Annotated in this window: 16 protein-coding genes and 1 pseudogene; 16 read left to right on the top strand and 1 reads right to left on the bottom strand. The window is 32.4% G+C overall.

The window, feature by feature from the left end:
- The first annotated feature begins 130 nt into the window (after positions 1-130).
- From SJY17_RS06655 to queG, 11 genes and pseudogenes are all read left to right on the top strand, one after another.
- Positions 131-1,435 (top strand): c-type cytochrome, encoded by a 1,305-nt coding sequence (locus tag SJY17_RS06655; RefSeq protein WP_397364718.1) that lies wholly within the window; start codon positions 131-133, stop codon positions 1,433-1,435.
- 33 nt (positions 1,436-1,468) lie between these two features.
- Positions 1,469-4,564, top strand: coding sequence for a TAT-variant-translocated molybdopterin oxidoreductase (locus SJY17_RS06660; RefSeq protein WP_397364719.1), 3,096 nt, complete (start codon positions 1,469-1,471; stop codon positions 4,562-4,564).
- A 33-nt stretch (positions 4,565-4,597) separates the two neighbouring features.
- A complete protein-coding gene (nrfD, locus tag SJY17_RS06665; protein ID WP_397364720.1) occupies positions 4,598-6,343 on the top strand; it encodes an NrfD/PsrC family molybdoenzyme membrane anchor subunit in 1,746 nt (581 codons plus the stop codon).
- 8 nt (positions 6,344-6,351) lie between these two features.
- Entirely contained in the window at positions 6,352-6,882 is a 531-nt protein-coding gene (locus SJY17_RS06670; RefSeq protein WP_397364721.1) for a DUF3341 domain-containing protein, read from the top strand.
- A 9-nt stretch (positions 6,883-6,891) separates the two neighbouring features.
- A complete protein-coding gene (locus SJY17_RS06675) occupies positions 6,892-7,449 on the top strand; it encodes a c-type cytochrome (protein WP_397364722.1) in 558 nt (185 codons plus the stop codon).
- Between the two features lie 26 nt (positions 7,450-7,475).
- Positions 7,476-8,867: a quinol:cytochrome C oxidoreductase gene (locus tag SJY17_RS06680; RefSeq protein WP_397364723.1), complete on the top strand. Its 1,392-nt coding sequence runs from the start codon at positions 7,476-7,478 to the stop codon at positions 8,865-8,867.
- Between the two features lie 28 nt (positions 8,868-8,895).
- Positions 8,896-9,972 (top strand): cytochrome c oxidase subunit II, encoded by a 1,077-nt coding sequence (locus tag SJY17_RS06685; protein WP_397364724.1) that lies wholly within the window; start codon positions 8,896-8,898, stop codon positions 9,970-9,972.
- Between the two features lie 34 nt (positions 9,973-10,006).
- Positions 10,007-11,798: pseudogene (locus SJY17_RS06690) on the top strand (cbb3-type cytochrome c oxidase subunit I).
- Between the two features lie 135 nt (positions 11,799-11,933).
- Entirely contained in the window at positions 11,934-12,956 is a 1,023-nt protein-coding gene (gene ruvB, locus SJY17_RS06695; protein ID WP_397364725.1) for a Holliday junction branch migration DNA helicase RuvB, read from the top strand.
- Positions 12,957-13,002: 46 nt separating this feature from the next.
- Complete coding sequence (locus SJY17_RS06700; protein ID WP_397364726.1) at positions 13,003-14,328, top strand: cytochrome P450; 1,326 nt, start codon at positions 13,003-13,005, stop codon at positions 14,326-14,328.
- 41 nt (positions 14,329-14,369) lie between these two features.
- On the top strand, positions 14,370-15,299 hold the full coding sequence (gene queG / locus SJY17_RS06705) for a tRNA epoxyqueuosine(34) reductase QueG (RefSeq protein WP_397364727.1): 930 nt from the start codon (positions 14,370-14,372) through the stop codon (positions 15,297-15,299).
- Here queG and SJY17_RS06710 read toward each other — a convergent pair.
- Complete coding sequence (locus SJY17_RS06710) at positions 15,277-16,317, bottom strand: LacI family DNA-binding transcriptional regulator (protein ID WP_397364728.1); 1,041 nt, start codon at positions 16,315-16,317, stop codon at positions 15,277-15,279. The genes queG and SJY17_RS06710 overlap by 23 nt on opposite strands.
- A 167-nt stretch (positions 16,318-16,484) precedes the next feature.
- Here SJY17_RS06710 and SJY17_RS06715 point away from each other — a divergent pair, with 167 nt between their 5' ends.
- From SJY17_RS06715 to SJY17_RS06735, 5 genes are all read left to right on the top strand, one after another.
- Complete coding sequence (locus tag SJY17_RS06715) at positions 16,485-19,115, top strand: TonB-dependent receptor (RefSeq protein ID WP_397364729.1); 2,631 nt, start codon at positions 16,485-16,487, stop codon at positions 19,113-19,115.
- 96 nt (positions 19,116-19,211) lie between these two features.
- Positions 19,212-19,568 carry a glutaredoxin family protein gene (locus SJY17_RS06720; RefSeq protein WP_397364731.1) on the top strand — a complete coding sequence of 119 codons (357 nt, stop codon included), beginning with the start codon at positions 19,212-19,214 and terminating at the stop codon, positions 19,566-19,568.
- Entirely contained in the window at positions 19,568-20,896 is a 1,329-nt protein-coding gene (locus SJY17_RS06725) for an MFS transporter (RefSeq protein WP_397364732.1), read from the top strand. Before SJY17_RS06720 ends, SJY17_RS06725 begins: the two co-directional genes overlap by 1 nt.
- Positions 20,897-20,916: 20 nt before the next feature.
- Positions 20,917-21,843, top strand: a complete 927-nt coding sequence (locus SJY17_RS06730) for a carbohydrate kinase family protein (RefSeq protein WP_397364733.1) — start codon at positions 20,917-20,919, stop codon at positions 21,841-21,843.
- Between the two features lie 10 nt (positions 21,844-21,853).
- Positions 21,854-23,596: an alpha-amylase family glycosyl hydrolase gene (locus tag SJY17_RS06735; protein ID WP_397364734.1), complete on the top strand. Its 1,743-nt coding sequence runs from the start codon at positions 21,854-21,856 to the stop codon at positions 23,594-23,596.
- The last annotated feature ends 54 nt before the right edge of the window (positions 23,597-23,650 follow it).

Here is a 23,650-nt window from a genome sequence, read left to right on the forward strand (position 1 = left end):
TTAAGACTTCTTTAAGATTTCTAAAATCGACTTTAAGTATTACTTTTGCCTAACGTTTTTTGAACTGTATTTTGTAATCAGTTAATGAAAAAACCATACCAAAGTTTAGAAGTAAATTCAATAATATAATATGAAACAGGTGATTCACCGTAAGTTAAGTAGTAACAACCTTCGTTTAAGCTTAATTTTTTTACTAACATTCTCAACCTCACTTTTCGCTCAAGATGGCGACCCAGTTGCTGGAAAAACAGTATTTAATGCTAACTGTATTGCTTGTCATAAATTAGACAAGAAAATGACAGGTCCTGCTTTACGTAATGTAGAAGCACGTTTGGCAGATTCTGACGGAATAGACAGAGAATGGTTGTATAAATGGATTAAGAATAGCGCAGGAATGGTTAAATCTGGCGACGCTTATGCAAACAAAATTTTTAACGAGTATAATGGAGCAGCAATGTCTGCATTTCCTTCGTTAACAAATACAGATATTGATAACATTTTAGCTTACACAGCAACAGAAGCTCTAGCTCCAGTGATTGCAGTTGCAGATAATACAGGAGGAGGAACTGCTAAATCTGAAGGTGGAATTTCAAATAAATTAATCCTTGGTGCTTTAGGAGTGTTGTTTGCTTTATTAGCAGGAGCATTATTCTTAGTAAATAAAACGTTGCGTCGTTTTGCAGATGCAAAAGGAGTTGCTTTAGATCAAGCAACAAAGCGTACACCTATTTGGAAAGCATTTATTCAAAATCAGTTTTTAGTATTGGTTACTGTTATTGGTTTAATGTTAGCTAGTGCGTATTTTGTTTATGGATATTTTATGCAAGTTGGTGTTAATCAAGGATACGAGCCAGTACAACCAATACATTATTCTCACAGAATTCATGCTGGAGATAATGGTATAGATTGTAAATACTGTCACTCTTCTTCAAGGGTTAGTAAACATGCAGGAATACCATCTTTAAATGTATGTATGAACTGTCATAAATCTGTATATGAAGTTGCGCCAGAAACACAAGCAGAAGGTTTAGCTGAATATGGTGTAAATTATAATAAAGAAATTAAAGAATTATATAAAGCTGTAGGTTGGGATGATGCAGAGCAGAAGTATACAGGAGAAACACAGCCTGTAAAATGGATTCAAATACATAAATTACCTGATTTTGCATATTTTAATCATTCTCAACACGTAGTTGTTGGAGGTGTAGAGTGTCAGACTTGTCATGGTCCAATAGAAGAAATGGAAGTAGTGTCTCAACACGCACCATTAACTATGGGATGGTGTATTAACTGTCACAGAGAGACAAATGTAAAAGTAAAAGATAACGCTTACTATACCAAAATACATGATCAATTGTCTAAAAAATATGGAGATTTAGACCAGATAAAAGTATCTGAAATGGGAGGTTTAGAATGTGGTAAGTGTCACTATTAATATTAATTAAAGAAATAAATTCAATTATATAATATGTCATCAAACAAGAAATACTGGAAAAGTGTTGAGGAGCTAAAAGATAGCTCTATTGTTGAGGCGCTAAAACAAAACGAATTTGTTCAAGAAATTCCTACTGATGAGTTCTTAGGTGATAAGGAAACATTAGAGAGTTCTTCTACAACACGTCGTGATTTCTTAAAATATGTTGGTTTTAGTACAGCAGCTGCTTCTTTAGCAGCATGTGAAGGGCCAGTAATTAAGTCAATTCCTTATGTAGTACAACCAGACAGAATTGTTCCTGGAGTTGCTAATTATTATGCAACAACTATAGCTAATGGTTTTGATTTTGCAAGTGTTTTAGTTAAGACTCGAGAAGGTCGTCCAATTAAAATTGAAAATAATACACTAGCTACTACTAATGGTAGTGCAAATGCTAGGGTAAATGCTTCAGTTTTAGATTTATATGATAGTTTAAGAGTACAAGGTCCAAAAAAAGGCGGAAACGCTATTTCTTGGTCAGACTTTGATGCAGAAACGACTCAGGCTTTAAATAGTTTAAAAGAGTCAGGAAAGCAGATTGTATTGTTAACTCAAACTTATGCTAGTCCATCAACGTCAAAATTAGTTGCAGAATTTAAAGAAAAATATGGTAATGTAAACCACGTAGTTTATGATGCTATTTCAGAATCTGCTGCTTTAGATGCTTATCAAGCAATGTATGGTGAGCGTGGTTTAGCAAATTACGATTTTGCTAAAGCAATGACTATCGTATCTTTTGGAGCTAATTTCTTAGGAGATTGGCAAGGTGGAGGGTTTGATTCAGGATATTCAAAAACGCGTATTCCAACTCATGGAAAAATGTCGCGTCATATTCAGTTTGAATCTAACTTATCATTATCTGGTGCAAATGCAGACAAACGTGTACCATTAACACCAACACAACAAAAACAAGCATTAGCAAAATTACATAGTTTAGTTGTTGGAGGTTCTGTATTTACAGATTTACCAGCAAATATAGATGCAGCAGTTCAAAAAGCAGCTTCGCAATTAGTTAAAGCTGGAAGTAACGGTGTATTAGTTACAGGTATTCAAGATGTAAATGCGCAAACAGTAGCTTTAGAAATAAATAAAAAATTAGGAAGTAAAGCATTTGACCCTAAGACGCCAATTAAAACACGTCAAGGAAATAATAAAGCTGTACAAACTTTAATTGCTGACATGAAAGCAGGTAAAGTTGGAGCTATTATTATGAGTGGTGTTAATCCAATGTATACTTTACCTAACGCAAAAGATTTTGCAGAAGGAATTAAAAACACAACATTATCTGTAGCGTTTACTTCTAAAGAAGATGAAACAGCTTCAGTAGTGCAATATATAGCAGCAGCACCTCATTATTTAGAATCTTGGGGAGATGTTGAAATCAAGAAAGGACATTTTGCTTTAATGCAACCAACTATTCGTCCTTTATTTGATACAAGACAATTTCAAGATACTTTATTAAAGTGGAATGGAAGTGATGTAGCTTTAAATGATTACATCAAATCTACTTGGAATACGTCTATCCTTAATGGTGGTTCTTATAACCAAGCATTACATGATGGTGTTTTTGTAAGCGGAAATTCAGCAGACATAGTTTCAGCAGAAACAATTGTGCAAGATGAAACTCCAGCAAGTAATTCAGCTAGAGCTTTAGCAGCTTCAGCAAAAGGAAAAGGAGTAGAACTTACTTTATATTCTAAAGTAGGAATGGGAGACGGTCAACAAGCTAACAACCCATGGTTGCAAGAGTTTCCTGATCCAATTTCAAGAACCTCTTGGGATAACTACTTAACGGTATCTAAATCTGATGCAGAAGCTTGGGGAATTGTTAATGAAAACGATTCTACAGGAGCATTAAACGGAAGTTACGTTAATGTAAATGCTAATGGAGCAACTATAAAAGTACCAGCAATTATCCAACCAGGTCAAGCAAAAGGAACTGTTGGTTTATCATTTGGTTATGGTAGAACAGCTGGTCTTAAAGAAGAAATGATGACAGGTGTAAACGCGTTTGCACTATATAATAATTTTAATAACGTTCAAAACGTATCTATTGAACCTGCAACTGGAATGCATGAATTTGCATGTGTACAGTTACAGAATACTTTAATGGGACGTGGAGATATTATTAAGGAAACAACTTTAGAGGTTTTTAATACTAAAGATAGAACAATTTGGAATGCAGTTCCAACAGTATCTTTAAATCATGAGCCAGTAAAAGTAACATCTCCAGAAGTTGATTTATGGGATGAATTTGATCGTTCAACAGGACATCATTTTAACTTATCTATAGATTTAAATGCTTGTACAGGTTGTGGATCATGTGTTATTGCATGTCATGCAGAAAATAATGTACCTGTAGTTGGTAAAGAAGAAATTAGACGTAGTCGTGATATGCACTGGTTGCGTATTGATAGATATTATTCATCTGAAGATACTTTTGCTCAGGATGATGCTAAAAAAGAAGGATTCTCTGGTTTATTTGGAGATAATGGTTCTTTAGGTGGATTTGGAGAGTTAGAAGATCCTGCAGATAACCCACAAGTAGCGTTCCAACCAGTAATGTGTCAGCACTGTAATCATGCTCCTTGTGAGACGGTTTGTCCAGTTGCTGCAACAGTACATGGTCGTCAAGGTCAAAACCATATGGCTTATAACAGATGTGTAGGTACAAGATATTGTGCAAACAACTGTCCTTATAAAGTTAGACGTTTTAACTGGTTCTTATATAATGGAAATGATGAGTTTGATTACCACATGAATAACGATTTAGGTCGTATGGTAATTAATCCAGATGTGACTGTTAGATCTCGTGGTGTAATGGAAAAATGTTCTATGTGTATTCAAAAAACACAAAAAACTATTCTTGATGCAAAAAGAGATGGACGTCCTATTGAGGATGGAGAGTTCCAAACAGCTTGTTCTGCTGCATGTAGCAATGGTGCAATGACTTTTGGAGATATAAACGATAAAGATAGTAAAGTTGCAAAACTTTTAGAAGATGATCGTATGTATCACTTATTAGAAAGTGTTGGTACTAAACCTAATGTTCAGTATCATACTAAAGTGAGAAACACGAAAGAAGCATAAAAAGATTAATTAACAAACAATTATAAAAGGATTATGGCGTCTCATTACGAAGCACCTATTAGAAGACCTTTAGTTACTGGCGAGAAATCGTATCACGATGTAACTGTAGACATTGCTGCACCTGTAGAAGGTAAAGCAAACAAACAATGGTGGATTGTGTTTTCAATTGCACTTGTAGCTTTTCTTTGGGGAATTGGTTGTATTATTTACACCGTTTCAACAGGAATTGGTACTTGGGGTTTAAACAAGACAGTAAACTGGGCTTGGGATATTACTAACTTCGTTTGGTGGGTTGGTATTGGTCACGCAGGAACATTAATTTCTGCAGTACTTTTATTATTCCGTCAAAAATGGAGAATGGCAATTAACCGTTCTGCAGAAGCAATGACAATTTTCTCTGTTGTTCAAGCAGGTTTGTTCCCAATTATACACATGGGTCGTCCTTGGTTAGCGTATTGGGTATTACCAATTCCAAACCAGTTTGGTTCGTTATGGGTAAACTTTAACTCACCTTTACTTTGGGATGTATTTGCAATTTCTACGTATTTATCTGTATCATTGGTATTCTGGTGGACAGGATTATTACCTGATTTTGCAATGTTACGTGATAGAGCAATCAAACCATTTCAGAAAAAAATATACAGTCTATTAAGTTTTGGGTGGACAGGTCGTGCAAAAGACTGGCAACGTTTTGAAGAAGTATCTTTAGTACTTGCTGGATTAGCAACACCATTAGTACTTTCTGTACATACAATTGTATCGTTTGACTTCGCAACATCAGTTATTCCAGGTTGGCATACAACCATATTCCCTCCTTACTTTGTTGCTGGAGCGATTTTCTCTGGATTTGCAATGGTAAATACACTTCTTATTATAATGAGAAAAGTATGTAGCCTTGAAGATTATATTACAGTACAACACATTGAGCTAATGAACATTGTAATTATGATTACTGGTTCTATAGTTGGTGTGGCTTATATTACTGAGTTATTTGTAGCTTGGTATTCTGGAGTAGAGTATGAGCAATATGCGTTTTTAAACAGAGCAACAGGACCTTACTGGTGGGCGTATTGGGCAATGATGTCATGTAATGTGTTTTCACCTCAGTTTATGTGGTTTAAAAAATTACGTACAAGTATCATGTTCTCTTTTGCAATTTCAATTGTAGTAAACATTGGTATGTGGTTTGAGCGTTTTGTAATTATTGTAACATCATTACACAGAGATTATTTACCATCTTCATGGACAATGTTTTCTCCAACGTTTGTAGATATTGGAATTTTTATAGGTACAATAGGATTCTTCTTTGTATTATTCTTATTATACTCTCGTACATTCCCAGTAATAGCACAAGCAGAGGTTAAAACTATTTTAAAATCTTCTGGACAACGTTATAAAAACATTAGAGAAAGAGGAGATAGTTTAGTTGGAACTGGTTCTGATGCTAGAACATCTGGAAAAAGTACAGTTAAGTCTTTAGACACTTCAAAAGTAGAAAGTAAATCTAGTGACTCTAACAATACTGATAAAGTTAATAATTTGCTTTCAGGTATTGGAAGCTTTGATCCTGCAACGCAAACAGCAGATGATTTGAAGAAGATTAACGGAATTGGTCCTAAGATGGAAGAAGTGCTTAACAGCATTGGAATCTTTACTTATGCGCAAGTAAGTAAAATGACGAAAAAAGAATATGACTTGTTAGACGAAATTACAAGTTCTTTCCCTGGAAGAGCAGAACGTGATGATTGGTCTGGACAAGCTAAAAATTTAATAAACTAAAGTAGCATATGGAAGCTTCAAAAGTAATTCACGCTATTTACACCGACGACGATGTGTTAATGAATGCAGTAAAGAAAGTTAAAGCTGCAAAACTTCACATTGAAGAAGTATACACACCTTTTCCAGTCCATGGACTAGATAAGGCAATGGGATTAGCACCAACACGTTTAGCCATCTGTGCATTTATTTATGGATGTATTGGTTTAACTGTAGCAACATTAATGATGAATTTTATAATGATCGAAGATTGGCCACAAGACATTGGTGGTAAACCAAGCTTTAGTTATTTAGAAAATTTACCAGCATTTGTACCAATTATGTTTGAGTTAACTGTATTTTTTGCAGCTCACTTAATGGTAATAACTTTTTATTTAAGAAGTAGAATGTGGCCATTTAAAGAAGCAGAAAATCCAGATCCAAGAACAACTGATGACCACTTTTTAATGGAAATACCTGTTAGTGGAAATGAACAAGAATTACATAACTTGTTAGCAGACACTGGTGCAGTAGAAATTAACGTAGTAGATAAAGCACATTAATTAGATACAATGAAACATTTAATTAAAATAACAATATTAGCATTAATCACAGTGTCATTCTCTTCTTGTAATAAGAAGTCAAGACCTAATTACCAATACATGCCAAACATGTATGAATCTGTTGGTTATGAAGCTTACCAAGAATCTAACGCTTTTGCAAATGGTCAAGAAGCACAATTGCCTGTAGAAGGAACTATAGCAAGAGGTTATAAGCCTTTTGATTACAAAGGTGATACTGATGGATACAATTTAGCTAAAGCTGAATTAAAATCGCCATTAGATTCTACTCAAATAGATCCAGTAAGAGGAAAAGAATTATACACAATTTACTGTGGTATATGTCATGGTAATAATGGTAAAGGTCAAGGTAAATTAGTAAAGAGAGAAAAAATTCTTGGAGTACCAACTTACGATGATGCAGGAAGAGCCATTAATTTAGGAAGTATTTATCATGTAATTTATTATGGTAAAAACTCAATGGGAAGTTATGCTAATCAGCTTAACGAAGAAGAGCGTTGGCAAGTAGCAGCTTACGTAATGCAGTTAAAAGCAGACCTAGAAAAATAAGATTTAGATAAAGTTTATATATAGATATGTACACATTTTCAAATAGACTAAAAATAGTTTCTCTAATCCTAATAGTATTAGGAGCAGTATTATGGGGAACAAGTTATTTCTCATCACATCATGTTACAACAGAAGATGTAAAAACTATGTTGGCTGAAGAAGCAAGTCATGGTGGACATGGTGATGGTCATGGAGCTGTAGCAGATCATGCAACAGATAATCATGATGATCATGCAGCAGAAGATGCACATCATGGAGCAGAGCATGCAGATACTTCTCATGCTTCAGAAGATCATGGAGACAAACATGCAGAGCATGTAATGCATCAAATACATAACAGACCTTGGTCAGCATTATATGTTGCAGCCTTTTTCTTTATGATGATATCATTAGGTGTATTAGCATTTTATGCAATACAATTTGCTGCACAAGCAGGATGGTCACCATTATTATTTAGAGTAATGGAAGCTATTACTTATTACTTATTGCCTGGAGCGTTAATAGTATTAGCTATTGCATTAATTGGAGGAGATCATATTTTTATATGGATGCGTGAAGGAATGACAGTTGAAGGTCATGAAAATTATGATAAACTAGTTGCCGGAAAAGCAGGATGGTTAAATAAATTTGGATTTGCAATTAGAGGATTAATATTTATAGCAGGTTGGTCAACGTACCGTTTCTTTGCACGTAAATTCTCTTTAGCACAAGACAAAGCAGAAGTTGGTGATAATAGAAACTTTAAAAAGTCATTCCGTATTGCTGCTGCTTTCTTAGTATTTTATATTTATACAGAATCAATGATGTCTTGGGATTGGATAATGAGTGTAGACCCTCACTGGTTCTCTACATTATTTGGTTGGTATGTTTTTGCAAGTATGTTTGTAAGTGGTATTACAGTAATTGCATTAATTACTATTTATTTAAAAGCAAAAGGATTATTGCCACAAGTAAATGATAGTCATATTCATGATTTAGCAAAATTCATGTTTGGTATTAGTATTTTCTGGACATACTTATGGTTCTCTCAATTTATGCTAATCTGGTACTCAAACATTCCAGAAGAAGTAACTTACTTTGTAACAAGAATTGAAGATTATAAATTACCATTCTTTGGTATGGTAGCAATGAATTTTATTTTCCCATTATTACTATTAATGAATAGCGATTATAAGCGTATTCCATGGTTTGTAGTTATGGCAGGAGTAGTTATTTTAGCAGGACACTATTTAGATATATTTAATATGATTATGCCTGCAACAGTAGGTGATAGATGGTATATTGGTATGCCAGAAATAGGAGCTATACTATTATTCGCAGGATTATTTATGCTTATAGTATTCTATGCTCTATCTAAAGAATCGTTGACAGCAAAAGGAAACCCTTTTGTAAAAGAAAGTGAACATTTCCATTATTAATAAAAATAAATAAAGAAGAAAGACAACAATGACGGCTTTATTATCAATTTTAGTTTTAGTATTTATTTTCGTTGCTATCTGGCAAATGGTTAAAATTTTTGATTTAACTCAAGCAGGACAGACAACTAATAATAATCAAGTTGCAAACGATAACGACAATAAGATTAATGGTTATTTAATGATAGCTTTCTTAATCTTCATTTATGTAATTACAATCGTTTGTTTTGTAAAATGGGGAGATTTACCATTAATGTCAAATTCTGCTTCAGAACATGGACCAGGAGTAGATAGTCTTATGGTAATTTCTATGATAGTTATCTTCTTTGTGCAAACGGTAACACAGTTTTTATTACACTATTTTGCTTTTAAATACAGAGGAGAAAAAGGAAAAAAAGCCTTGTTTTTTGCAGATAATAATAAATTAGAAGCTATCTGGACAATTATACCAGTAATTGTATTAGCAGGTTTAATTATACAAGGATTATTTACTTGGACTAGTATAATGAACATTGAAGAAACAGAAGACACTTTAGTTGTAGAGTTGTATGCACAGCAATTTAACTGGAAAGCAAGATATGCTGGAGCAGATAATACTTTAGGTAAAGCAAATGTTAGATTAATTGATATCAATAGTGCAAACGAACTAGGTGTTGATGTGTCAGATCCTAATGCTCAAGATGATGTAATCGTTAAAGAACTTCATTTACCAATAGGTAAACCAGTTATATTTAAAATGCGTTCTCAAGATGTATTACATTCTGCTTATATGCCACACTTTAGAGCACAAATGAACTGTGTTCCAGGTATGATAACTCAATTTGGATTTACACCTACTGTAACTACAGCACAAATGCGTGAAACAGAAGAGATGAAAGAGAAAGTTGCAAACATAAATAAGATTAGACAAAAGAACAGTAAAGCTTTAATGGCAGAAGGAAAAGAAACTTTAGAGCCTTATGAGTTTGATTACTTATTAATTTGTAACAAAATTTGTGGTACATCTCACTACAATATGCAAATGAAGATTATTGTAGAAACTCAAGAAGAGTATGATGCATGGATGAAAGAGCAAAAACTATTTGCTAATTCATTAGTTAAAAATTAAATAATAAAGAAATTTTAAAAATAGATTTTAGATTATGTCAGCACACGTAGAAGAACATGGACATGACGATCATGGTCATCATCATAAAGAAACATTCATAACTAAATACATATTTAGTCAGGATCATAAAATGATTGCAAAGCAGTATTTAATTACTGGTTTAATCATGGGTATTATTGGTGTGGTGATGTCAATCATGATGCGTATTCAAATCGCTTGGCCAGAAGAAGCAAACCCAATGTTTGAAGCTTTATTAGGTAAATGGGCTCCAGATGGTGTAATGAGTGCAGATATTTATCTTGCTTTAGTTACTATTCATGGTACTATTATGGTCTTTTTTGTATTAACAGCAGGTTTAAGTGGTACGTTTAGTAACTTATTAATCCCATTACAAATTGGAGCACGTGACATGGCATCAGGTTTCTTAAACATGATATCATATTGGTTGTTTTTCTTGTCTAGTGTTATAATGGTTTGTTCTTTCTTTGTAGAAGCACGGACCAGCAGCAGCAGGTTGGACAATATATCCACCATTAAGTGCTTTGCCTATGGCTCAAGGAGGTTCTGGTTTAGGTATGACCTTATGGTTAGTATCTATGGCTATATTTATTGCATCGTCATTATTAGGATCTTTAAATTATGTGGTTACAGTAATTAATTTACGTACAAAAGGAATGTCTATGACAAGACTACCTTTAACAATTTGGGCATTTTTTGTAACAGCAATTATAGGTATAGTATCATTCCCTGTTTTATTATCTGCAGCATTATTATTAATAATGGATAGAAGTTTCGGTACATCGTTCTTCTTATCAGATATATTCATTCAAGGAGAAGTATTACATTATCAAGGAGGTTCTCCAGTATTATTTGAGCACCTATTTTGGTTCTTAGGTCACCCAGAAGTATATATTGTATTATTACCAGCATTAGGTATTACTTCAGAAATTATTGCAACAAACTCACGTAAACCAATTTTTGGTTATCGTGCAATGGTTGCATCTATTTTAGCAATTGCATTTTTATCTACAATTGTTTGGGGTCACCATATGTTTATCTTAGGAATGAATCCATTCTTAGGATCAGTATTTACATTTACAACATTATTAATTGCAATTCCTTCAGCAGTAAAAGCATTTAATTATATAACCACACTCTGGAAAGGTAATCTCCAGTTAAATCCCGCCATGCTATTCTCAATTGGATTAGTATCAACATTTATTACAGGTGGATTAACAGGTATTATTTTAGGAGATAGTGCATTAGATATTAACGTACACGATACTTATTTTGTTATTGCTCACTTTCACTTAGTAATGGGTATATCTGCATTATATGGTTTCTTTGCAGGAGTATATCATTGGTTCCCTAAAATGTTTGGTCGTATGCTAAACAAAAACTTAGGATATGTACACTTTTGGGTAACAGCAGTATGTGCTTACGGAGTATTTTTCCCAATGCACTTTATAGGTATGGCAGGTTTACCAAGACGTTATTATACAAACACAAATTTTCCATTGTTTGATGATTTAGCAAGTGTAAATGTAGTTATAACAATATTTGCTATTGTAGGTAGTGTATTCCAAATAGTATTTATTTATAATTTCTTTTCTAGTATTTTCTACGGAAAGAAAGCAGAACAAAACCCATGGAAATCTAATACATTAGAATGGACAACACCAGTAGAACATATTCATGGAAACTGGCCAGGAGAAATTCCTCATGTACACAGATGGGCTTATGATTATAGTAAACCAGGTCATGATGAAGATTGGGTTTCTCAAATTACACCTTTAAAAGAAGGTGAAGAAGAATTACAACACTAAAAAATTCCTTAAAAAAAGGAATCTCTTAAAAAGAGTTTATATAATATTGAAAAGCCTTTCTATAAAACAGAAAGGCTTTTTCATTATATTTACTTAAATTTATTAATATGATTACCGCTTTCGCGGAAAGTGAGCATGAACGAAAACCTTGATCCAACAAACGAAAATTTTTCTTCAGAAGAACTTGATGTCGAAAAACAATTAAGACCCTTATCATTTAATGATTTTACAGGTCAAGACCAAGTTTTAGAAAACCTTCAAATATTTGTACAAGCAGCAGTAGGTCGTGATGAAGCTTTAGATCATACTCTATTTCATGGTTCACCAGGTTTGGGTAAAACAACATTAGCAAATATATTGGCTAATGAGTTAGGTGTAGGTATTAAAGTAACATCAGGTCCAGTGTTGGATAAACCAGGAGATTTAGCAGGATTATTGACTAATCTAGACGATAGAGATGTCTTATTTATAGACGAAATCCATCGTTTAAGCCCAATTGTAGAAGAGTATTTATATTCTGCAATGGAAGATTATAAGATTGATATTATGATAGAGTCTGGTCCAAATGCTAGAACCGTTCAAATCAATCTTAATCCATTTACTTTAGTTGGTGCAACAACACGTTCTGGATTACTTACAGCTCCAATGCGTGCACGTTTTGGTATTCAAAGTAGACTACAATATTATAAAACAGATTTATTAACCACTATCATTCAACGAAGTGCAGATATATTAAATGTACCAATTTCTATGGAAGCAGCAATAGAAATTGCTGGTCGTAGTCGTGGTACACCTAGAATTGCAAATGCTTTATTACGTCGTGTGCGTGATTTTGCACAAATAAAAGGTAATGGAAGTATCGATATTAAAATTGCCAGATATAGTCTGGAAGCTTTAAATGTTGACGCTTATGGTTTAGATGAAATGGATAATAAAATATTATCCACTATCATCGATAAATTTAAAGGAGGTCCAGTTGGTATTAGTACAATTGCAACAGCAGTTAGCGAAAGTACAGAAACCATTGAGGAAGTGTATGAACCTTTTTTAATCCAACAAGGCTTTATTATGCGTACACCAAGAGGACGAGAGGTAACAGAATTAGCCTATAAACATTTAGGTAAAATTAAAGGACCAACACAAGGTGGTTTGTTTTAATTTGTATTTCTGAGAATCGCAAAGCATCTCTATATAAAAGATATAAATGAAAAAGAAAATACCAGAAGTTTCACTTTCAAAATTTATTAAGCATTCTTTAGAGATTCTTAAAAATCCATTACCATTTCACAATAAAAATTTTACCGAAAAAGGAGATGTATTCAAGTTAAATGTTGGGTTTAATTCCAAAATTTATTTTTGTCGTGATGCAGCTTTAGCACAATACGTACTTCAAAAAAATCAAAGAAATTATGTTAAATCTAAAATTCAAACAGTAGATTTAGTGAAATATGTAGGAGAAGGTTTATTAACTTCTGAAGGAGAAAAATGGAAAAAACAACGTAAGATGATGCAACCTGCTTTTCATAAAAAGCAATTGCAGAATTTAATAAGCGGAATGCAAGACACCATAATCTCAGAATTTAAAAAAATTAAAACTAATAAAACCATAGACCTTTTTCCAATTTTAAATGATTTAGCTTTCCAAACCGTTGTAAAATCTTTATTTACAAAAGCAGCTAAAGAAAAAGACATGGAAAGACTTCAGTTTATAACAGAAGCCAATCAACGCATGTTAGTAAAAGAATTGCGTCAACCATATTTAGGTTGGTGGTTTAAACTTGGAGGCGAATTAAATAAACAATTACAATTATCTGAAGAGGCTAGAACAATTTTAAAACAAATTGTAGAGGATAGAAAAACGTCTGGTAAGCGTTATGATGACCTATTGGATATGTTGTTAGAAACAAAGTACGATGATGGAGAGGGTATGTCAGAAAAACAACTGATTGACGAAATCCTAATTATTTTTGCAGCAGGACACGAGACCACATCCAATGCATTAACATTTACGTTTCAGTTGTTAGCTAAACATTCAGAATGGCAAGACCAAATTTTTAACGAATGGAAAAATTTAGAAGGTGACAATGTAGATTTAATGACACGAATTGCGACGTCAAAAATATGTCAACAAGTTATAGAGGAGTCTATGCGTTTGTATCCACCAGCTTATTTTATAGATCGTGTAAATCTTGAAAATGATAGTTTTAATGATTTAGAGTTTGAAGCTGGAAGTAACTTGTTATTTTCAATTTTTGAAATACATAGACATCCAGAATTATGGGATAATGCTAACGTTTTTTTACCTGAACGATTTGCAGAAGGAGGACGACAATATTCTTCTCAATATTTTCCTTTTGGAGCTGGTCCAAGAAAATGTATAGGTAATAACTTTGCAATGTTTGAAATGATTATTGCGGTTACAGAATTAGTGAAAAATTATAAAATGTATCCAGAATTTGAGGATATTGATATCACACCATTAATAACATTAAAACCCAAAAACGCTTATATTAGATTTGAAAAAAGATAAATTTAATGAATATGTCATTCAGAGCGAAGCGATCAATCTAAATGATTAACAACAAAGCTAAATACACAAAACAGATTAAAACCGAAGCTAAACGCTTGGGTTTTTTGTCTTGTGGAATTAGTAAGGCAGAGTTTTTAGAAGTAGAAGCACCTCGATTGGAAAAATGGTTAAACAACAATATGCATGGTCAGATGCAATACATGGAAAACCATTTTGATAAACGATTAGATCCAACAAAATTGGTGGAAGATTCTAAGTCAGTAATATCACTACTACTCAATTATTACCCTAAAGACACTCAAAATCAAAATACATTTAAGCTATCCAAATACGCTTATGGTCAAGATTATCATCATGTAATAAAATCTAAACTTAAAGAGTTAACCCATTTTATACATGATCAAATTGGAGAAGTTTCTGGTCGTGCATTTGTAGATTCTGCACCAGTTTTAGATAAAGCTTGGGCTGCAAAATCTGGTTTAGGATGGATTGGCAAGCATAGTAATTTATTGACTCAACAAGTGGGTTCGTTTTATTTTATTGCCGAACTAATCATTGATTTAGATTTAGACTATGATACTCCTGTAACTGATCATTGCGGAACATGTACAGCTTGTATTGATGCATGTCCAACACAAGCTATAACAGAGCCTTACGTTGTAGATGGTAGTAAATGTATTAGTTATTTTACTATAGAGCTAAAAGATCAGTTGCCAAATAGTATGAAAGGTCAATTTGATGATTGGATGTTTGGTTGTGATGTATGTCAAGATGTATGTCCTTGGAATAAGTTTTCAAAACCACATAATGAGCCATTATTTAATCCACATCCAGAATTGTTAGATATGACTAAAAAAGATTGGGAAGAAATAACAGATGATGTATTTAAAAAAGTGTTTAAAAACTCAGCAGTAAAACGCACAAAATTTTCAGGATTACAACGTAATATTAGTTTTTTAAAACCAAATTAGTAGATTCTCGTTTAATAAGTTTTGTATTAAGTTCTATTATTTTTGGAATGATAGGCTCATCTTTTTTAACTTTTTTAATTTCTTTATATAATTGTTTAAAAGCTGTTTTACCCATTAAATAACCTGGTTGGTCAATGGTACTTAAAGTGGGAGAGATTACAGAAGACATAAACCAATTACTAAAGCCAACAATAGAAATATCTTCTGGAATTTTAACACCTAATTTATTAAATTCCGAAATGGCACCAATTGCTACTAAATCAGTATTAATAAAAATGCCATCAACATCATCATGATCTTCTAATAATTGTTTAGCGGTATTTTTACCATCTTCAAAACTAGTGTCTCCACAGTCACATATATAGACTAAAGAAGGGTCGTAAGGCAAGTTGTTATCCAATAAGGCTTTCTTGTAACCAAGAAACCTGTCTATTGAGTTTTGTGGTAAAAGCGGTCCTCTAAAATGAGCAATTCTTTTACAACCAATATCAATCAAGTGTTGCGTAGCTGCATAAGCAGCTTTCCTGTCGTCAATTATAACTTTAGAGCATTTAACAATTTTAGCTATTTTGTCAAACATCACTAAAGGTGTTTCGTTTGATATAACGGAGTTTAAATGATTATAATCAGCAGTCTCATTTGCTAATGAAATTAAAATACCATCCACTCTTTTGCTTAAAAGTAATTCAATTTGTTTTTTTTCTAAATCATAAGATTCATTAGATTGTAATGTGATAACTAAATACCCTTTTTTTTCTGCTTGTGATATTATTCCTTTTATCACACTAGAGAAAAAATGATGTACTATTTCTGGAACTATTAAGCCTATAGTTTTTGATTCTTTAGTTCTTAAATTAACAGCAAATGCATTAGGCTTATAATTTAAAGTTAATGCTAATTCTTTAACTAAAGCTTTAGTTTTTTTACTAACATCTGGATAGTCTTTTAAAGCTTTTGAAACTGTGGTAATAGATATACCCAAAGTTTCTGCTATTTGTTTTAAAGTTACAGGTTTCAATTTTAATATTTTTTATAAATGTAATTAAAATAAAAAAAAGAAAACGAAAACGTTTTCGTTAATTTCGAAAACGTTTTCGTTGATAAAAACTTAAAATTTACGCTTCTTAATTATAAATTTATAAAATATTAAACTAATTTATTACTAATTAATTAAATTTAGATAAGATGAATTCAACCAAAACAAAATGGATTTTTTTAGCAATCATGCTATTATCAGTGTCTTTTATTGTTGCACAATCAACTATTTCTGGAACTGTTAAGGATGGAAATGGAGAACCTCTTGTAGGTGTAAATGTTACTTTAGAAGATACTAGCAAAGGTTCTCAAACAGATTTTGATGGTAACTATTCAATTACAAATGTTGAAGATGGTACATATCAATTAAACGCTTCCTATATAGGATTTGCTTCTACATCTAAAAGCGTAACTGTAAATGGACAATCTGTAGTTACGAATTTTATATTATCAGAAGACTTAGAGTCTTTAGATGAAGTTATTATTACTGGTGTAGTAAACCCAAAATCTAGATTAGAATCTAGTGTCTCAGTATCCTCTATTGGTACAAAACTTATCGAGCAAGCTGCGCCAAGATCAACGGGAGAGATTTTTAGAAACATTCCTGGTGTAAGAGCAGAATCTTCTGGTGGAGAAGGTAATGCAAACTTTAATGTTCGTGGTGTACCTGTATCTTCAGGTGGGTCAAGATATTTACAATTACAAGAAGATGGATTACCTGTAATGTTATTTGGTGATACTTCATTTGGTAATTCTGACAATTGGATTAGAGCAGATGCTAATATAGGAAGAATAGAAGCGATTAGAGGTGGTTCTGCATCAACGCAAACATCAAATGAACCAGCAGGAATAATTAACCTAATTAGTAAAACTGGTAATACTGAAGGAGGATCAATTTCTACCAGTACAGGTTTAGATTTTAATTCAAATAGATTAGATTTTGAATATGGTACGCCATTAGCTAATGGTATAACATATCATATTGGTGGTTTTTTAAGAACAGGAGAAGGACCAAGAGAAACTGGCTTTAATGCAAATAAAGGTGGTCAGCTGAAAGCAAATATCACTAAGCAATTTAAGACAGGATACATTCGTACTTATTTTAAATTTTTAAATGATAGGTCTCCAATGTATCTGCCAATGCCAATGTTGTTAGAAGGTACGGACGATAATCCAACCTATTCAAACCTTCCAGGTTTTGACATCACAACAGATGGTTTACAAACTAAATATTTACAAGAAAGCGCAGGCCCTACAAGTAGTGATAGAAATAGAAGCGTAAGAGATGTAAGAGATGGTAACAATGCGATTTCTCAAGCATTTGGTTTAGAATTTTCTTTTGATTTAGGAGAAGGTTGGAAAATTAGTGAAAAAGGAAGAATAGCCTTTAACAAAGGGGGTTGGATTGCTCCATTTTCAGCAGGATTTGGAGAAACAAATAGTTTTGTAGCAGGCTTACCTGTACCACAACCAGTATCATTATCTTATGCTGATGATGGATCTGCTTATGCACCATCAAATGGTTTAATTCAAAACATACATATGTTTGATACAACTCAAGACAATTTAAATAACATTGTTAATGATATTAAAATTAGCAAAAAAATAAACGATAATATTGGTGTAACATTAGGTTACTTTACTGCAAGTCAAAACACAAAAATATCTTGGCAATGGAATGCTTTCTTGCAAGAAGTAAAAGGTGGTGGAGAAGCAAGATTAGTTAATATAGATGGTTTGTCAAGAGGTGGTCAGTATGCGTATGGAACACCAGTTTGGGGAAATTGTTGTCAACGTAAATACAATACGCAACATACAGTAAGTGCTCCGTATTTAGGTGTAGATGCGGATTTAACTGAAAAATTGAATTTTGACGGAAGTATAAGATTTGATAAAGTTAGAGTAGATGGGACAATTGCTACAGGAAATCAAGTTGGAGCTTTTGATGTAAATCAAAATACAATTATCGAACCTATAGAGCAAAATGTACCAATTGTACAATTAAATCAAAACCAAATTATTGGAGATGAATATGATTTTGTATCCTATTCAGCAGGTTTAAATTATAAATTTAATAATGATGCAGCTGTATTTGCAAGATATAGTTTAGGCGCTTCAGGTAGAGCAGCAGATAGAAATAGTTATGGAGCAGATGGTACTGCAGACGTACAATATGATGAAGTATCACAATTTGAAGCAGGACTAAAAAAACGTTTTGAAAAAGGAACACTTTACGTAACCGCATTTTCAAGTGTTACAGATGAAGCTGCTGGATTTGAACTTCAAAATACCGTTGGTAGTAAATACCAGGCGACTGGTTTAGAAGTTGAATCTGCATGGGTTTTAGGTGATTTTACAGTTTCTGGATCTGCTACATATACAAAAGCTGAAATTAAAGAAGATAGAGGTGGTGCAGGTGCAAATAATGGTAAAACACCAAGAAGACAAGCAGATTTTTTATATAATTTATCTCCTTCTTATGTTTTTGGGAATGATAATCAACATTTACTTGGTGTAACGATATTAGGTACAAGCAAATCTTTTGCTACAGATGCAAATGATTTAATACAACCAGGATATGCATATGTTAATTTATTAGCAAAAGTAGGACTTACTAAAGGACTATCTTTAGGGCTTAATATAAATAACCTTTTTGATACAGTAGGTATTACAGAAGTAGAAGGTGTAGATGGACCAGCTATTAATGGTACAGATCGTTATGTAAGAGCTAGGTCAATTACAGGTCGTTCTTCTACCTTATCATTACAATATAAATTTTAGTAGAAAATAAAGAAGTTAAATTAAGTTTTTTTTGAGTGTTTAATTTGGGTTGGTAGTTTTGTAAATTAGTATCAACCCATTTTAATTTATTTTATGATGAAGTCAATTTCTATAGTTACTATTTTTTACTTGTTTTTTTTAAGCTGTAATACTTTTCAAAGTAATAGTTTAAATCAGACAGAACCTAAACAAGCTAGCAAAACAATAATAGTATATGGAAGTGATACATGTCATTATTGTATTGACACAAAAAAATTCTTAGAAGAAAATAAAATAGCTTTTAAGTTTTATGATATAGATAGAAATGATGAGGCTTTAAAAGAAATGCTCAATAAATTAACTAAAGCAAAAATTGATGTATCAGACTTAAAAATTCCAGTTATTGACAAAAACGGAGAATTATTTATGAATGACGGAGATTTTGATGATTTTCTTAAAAAATTAAAAGACTAATGACACTAAAAAAACCAAAATTAAGCTTTTGGCAAATACTGAATATGAATGTTGGATTTTTTGGAATCCAATACAGTTTTGGTTTACAACAAAGTGCAGTAACACCAATCTACGATTTTTTAGGCGCAAGCCCAGATCAGATTCCTATTTTACACCTTGCTGGTCCAGTAACAGGATTGTTAGTTCAGCCAATTATTGGAGCATTAAGTGATAAAACATGGAGTCCAAAATTTGGAAGACGTAAGCCTTTTTTCTTAATTGGAGCAATACTATGTAGTTTGACGTTGTTAGCGTTTCCGTTTAGTAGTTCTTTATGGATGGCAGCAGGTTTGTTATGGGTTTTAGATGCTGGTAACAATACAGCAATGGAACCTTATAGAGCTCTTATAGCTGATAAATTGGATGATGATCAGCAACCCTTAGGATTTCAAATGCAAAGCTTTTTTACAGGCTTAGGACAGGTTTTAGCTAATTTATCGTTATTTATATTTCCTCTGATATTTATTGGTATGACAGGTTCATTACCTACTTGGGTGTATGCCTCTTTTTTCTTAGGCGCTTTTTGTTCTATAGCTTCTATTTTATGGAGTATTAGTAAAACAAAAGAAATTCCACCTACAAAAGAAGAGCTAGAGAAACTTAAAAGTGAAAAACGAAGTGTTTTGGGACCTCTATTAGAAATTTTTGCAGCTATTAAAGATATGCCAAAAGTGATGTGGCAACTAGCATTAGTCTATTTGTTTCAATGGTATGCTTTGTTTTGTTATTGGCAAAACTCATCAAAGAGTGTGGCGCTTTCAGTCTGGAATACTACACCAGATAATAAAGAAGTGTATAGTGAGGCTGTAAGTTGGACAGGTTTAGTTAATGGATGGTACAACGTAGTAACATTTTTAGTTGCATTTGCACTAGTAGGGTTTGCAAAAAAATATAGCCCCAAAAAAGTACACGCTTTTTGTTTGATTGTTGCAGCATTTGGCTTTTTAGCTTTTCCTCACATAGAAAATAAGAATTTATTATTTTTCGCAATCACAGGATTTGGTATTGGATGGGCAAGTATGATGGGTATACCGTATTTAATGGTAGTCTCAGAAATACCAAAGGAAAGATATGGCGTGTATATGGGAATTATAAATATGATGATTGTAATACCTATGATTTTACAAACACTATCATTTGGTTACATACTAAAACATTTCTTAAATAACGATCCTAGAAATGCTATAACATTTGCAGGAATTCTTTTAATCATAAGTGCGTTTTTAACGCTACTTATTAAAAGTAAAAAAGTAACAAATGACGTTAAATTTGTCCCAACAGGACATTAGTTTAAATGAAATTAATAAATATGAAAAACATAGACATTCTATGTGTAGGAGAGGTTCTTGTTGACTTTATTGGTCATCAATCAGAAGTTCTAATTGATGATACCAGAGACTATCACAGATACTTAGGAGGTTCTCCAACAAATGTAGCGATGAACTCAGCAAGATTAGGGTTGCAATCAGCAATGGTAGCGACTGTAGGAGACGATGGTTTTGGAGATTATATTTTTAAAAGATTTTCTGAAGTTGATGTGAATACCGATAATGTAAAAATAGTAAAAGACAAGCCTACAAGTGTCATTTTTGTGTCAAGGTCAGAAACTACTCCAGACTTTATCCCTTTTAGAGAAGCTGACGCTTTAATAACAGAGCAACAAATAACTAAAGAAATATTATTGAAAACTAATATTTTTCATACAACATGCTTTGCTCTAAGTAAAAACCCTGCACAAACAACAATTATCAAAAAAGCTGAAGAAGCTTTTAAACTAGGATGTCAATTAAGCATAGATGTAAATTATTCTAGTAAATTATGGAGTAATAAAGAAGAAGCTATTAGTATACTAAAGTTGTATTGCAAGTTTAATCCTCTAGTAAAGATAAGTGAGGATGATATGTTTAGACTTTTTGAGGATACTTTATCTCATGACCAAATATTTGAATTTTTTCACAAAGAAGGTGTTGATTTAGTCTGTTTAACTTTGGGGTATAAAGGGGTAAAGTTATCTCAAAAAGGTAAAAAAATAATAGAAATGCCTGCAATAAAAATTGAAAAAGTAATGGATGCAACAGGTGCAGGTGACGCCTTTTGGTCAGGATTTTTGTTTGCTTATATAAAGAAAAAAACTATCAAAGAATGCTTAGAAGTTGCTTTAAAATTAGCAGCTCTTAAATTGCAAAACGTAGGAAGGTTGCCAGACAATATAAACATACTTTCCAAACTTTTATAATTAAAACAAAATGCAAAAAGAAGCAAATAATAACGCTATTTTAAATGGTGTGATGCTTAACGCTTATCCAGATAGTATAGGAGAAAAATGGAGCGATACCATAAGTATGCTTCAAAAACCAGAATTTAAAGATGTTTTTTCACTGTTTTATGTGTTGCCAACCTTTTTTAATAGCGATTTAGATAGAGGATTCTCAATTGTAGATTATAATATTAACCAAGAATTGGTGTCTAAAGAAGATTTAAAAACTTTAGATAAACTTAATATCAAACTTAAGTTTGATATTGTTTTAAATCACTTGTCTGTAGCATCTCCTCAATTTAAAGATTTATTAAAACATGGAGATCAATCAAAGTTCAAAGATTTTTTTATTAACTGGAATACCTTTTGGCAAGATCATGGCGATTTAAACGAAGAGGGAATAGTTATTCCTAAAAATCAGTATTTAGACAAATTGTTTATGCGTAAAGCTGGACTTCCAATATTAAAAGTACCATTTCCAGATGGTAGCGAGCAACCTTATTGGAATACCTTTTATCAAGAAATAAAGTACCATCCAATTTCAATAGAAGACTTAAAAAATGTAAAACAATTGTCTTCAAATCAAACAAAGTTAATTTGCGATAGAGTCAATCAAGTAATTCAAGACAGTCAAGATATTTCAACTTTAAATTTTGACACTGCAAACCATCTTAAAAGTGAAATTATTGAAGTTGTCAATAAAAAACGAACGTATTTAGGACAAATGGATGTTAACGCAAAATCACCATTAGTATGGGATTTTTATGAAGACACCTTATCTAAGGTTAAAAGTTTTGGAGGCCAAATATTAAGATTAGATGCATTCGCCTATTTGCATAAACAAGTTGGTCAATCAAACTTTTTTAATAAACCAGGTACTTGGCAGTATCTGGAAAGAATAAAACAAATAGCACAAAAAAACAACCTCATGTTATTGCCAGAAATCCACGCAGAATATGGTTTAGGGTTACACGAGGAAGTTGCAAACAAAGGTTATTTTATTTACGATTTTTTTCTACCAGGATTAGTTATCCATACCCTTGAGACAGCTAATAATAAAGCCATTTTAAAATGGGCTAATGAGATTATCACTAAAGGATACAAGACCGTTAATATGTTAGGCTGTCATGATGGTATTCCTGTTTTAGATTTAAAAGGAAAAGAAGTAAATGGCTCTTATAACAAAGGATTACTGAAAGATGAAGAAATTGAAACTATAATGAATACCATTATAGAACGTGGTGGACGAGTTAAAAATTTATATGGACCCTCAGGTAAAAAAATATCTTACTATCAAGTAAATGCAACCTTTTTTAGTGCATTAGGAGAAGACGAACAAAAAATGTTATTAGCCAGAGCAATACAATTATTTATGCCTGGAATTCCTCAAATATGGTATCTGGATATTTTTGAAGGAAAAAACAATTATGAAGCTGCAGATAATGCAGGAAGCGGTGGGCATAAAGAAATAAACAGGACAACGTTAAGTTTAAACCACATTAATAAAGGACTAAAAAAGCAAAGCGTTTTAAATCAATTAGAAATTATTAAATTAAGAAATACCTCTAAAGCTTTTCAAGGAGAAGTTTCATTTAATAACAATTCTGAAAACATTATAGATGTTTTATGGAAAAATGAAGGCAGTTCGGTACACTTAAAAGCAAATCTTAAAACATTTTCATTTAATATTACTTGCACAGAAAATAATGAAACTAAAGTTTTAACCTACTAAATTTATATTTCAAAAATCCCTAAAAACTCTGTACTGTTTTTCTATACTCTTTTC

Origin of the sequence: Olleya sp. R77988 (assembly GCF_044594215.1) — a bacterium.
GTDB lineage: Bacteria > Bacteroidota > Bacteroidia > Flavobacteriales > Flavobacteriaceae > Olleya.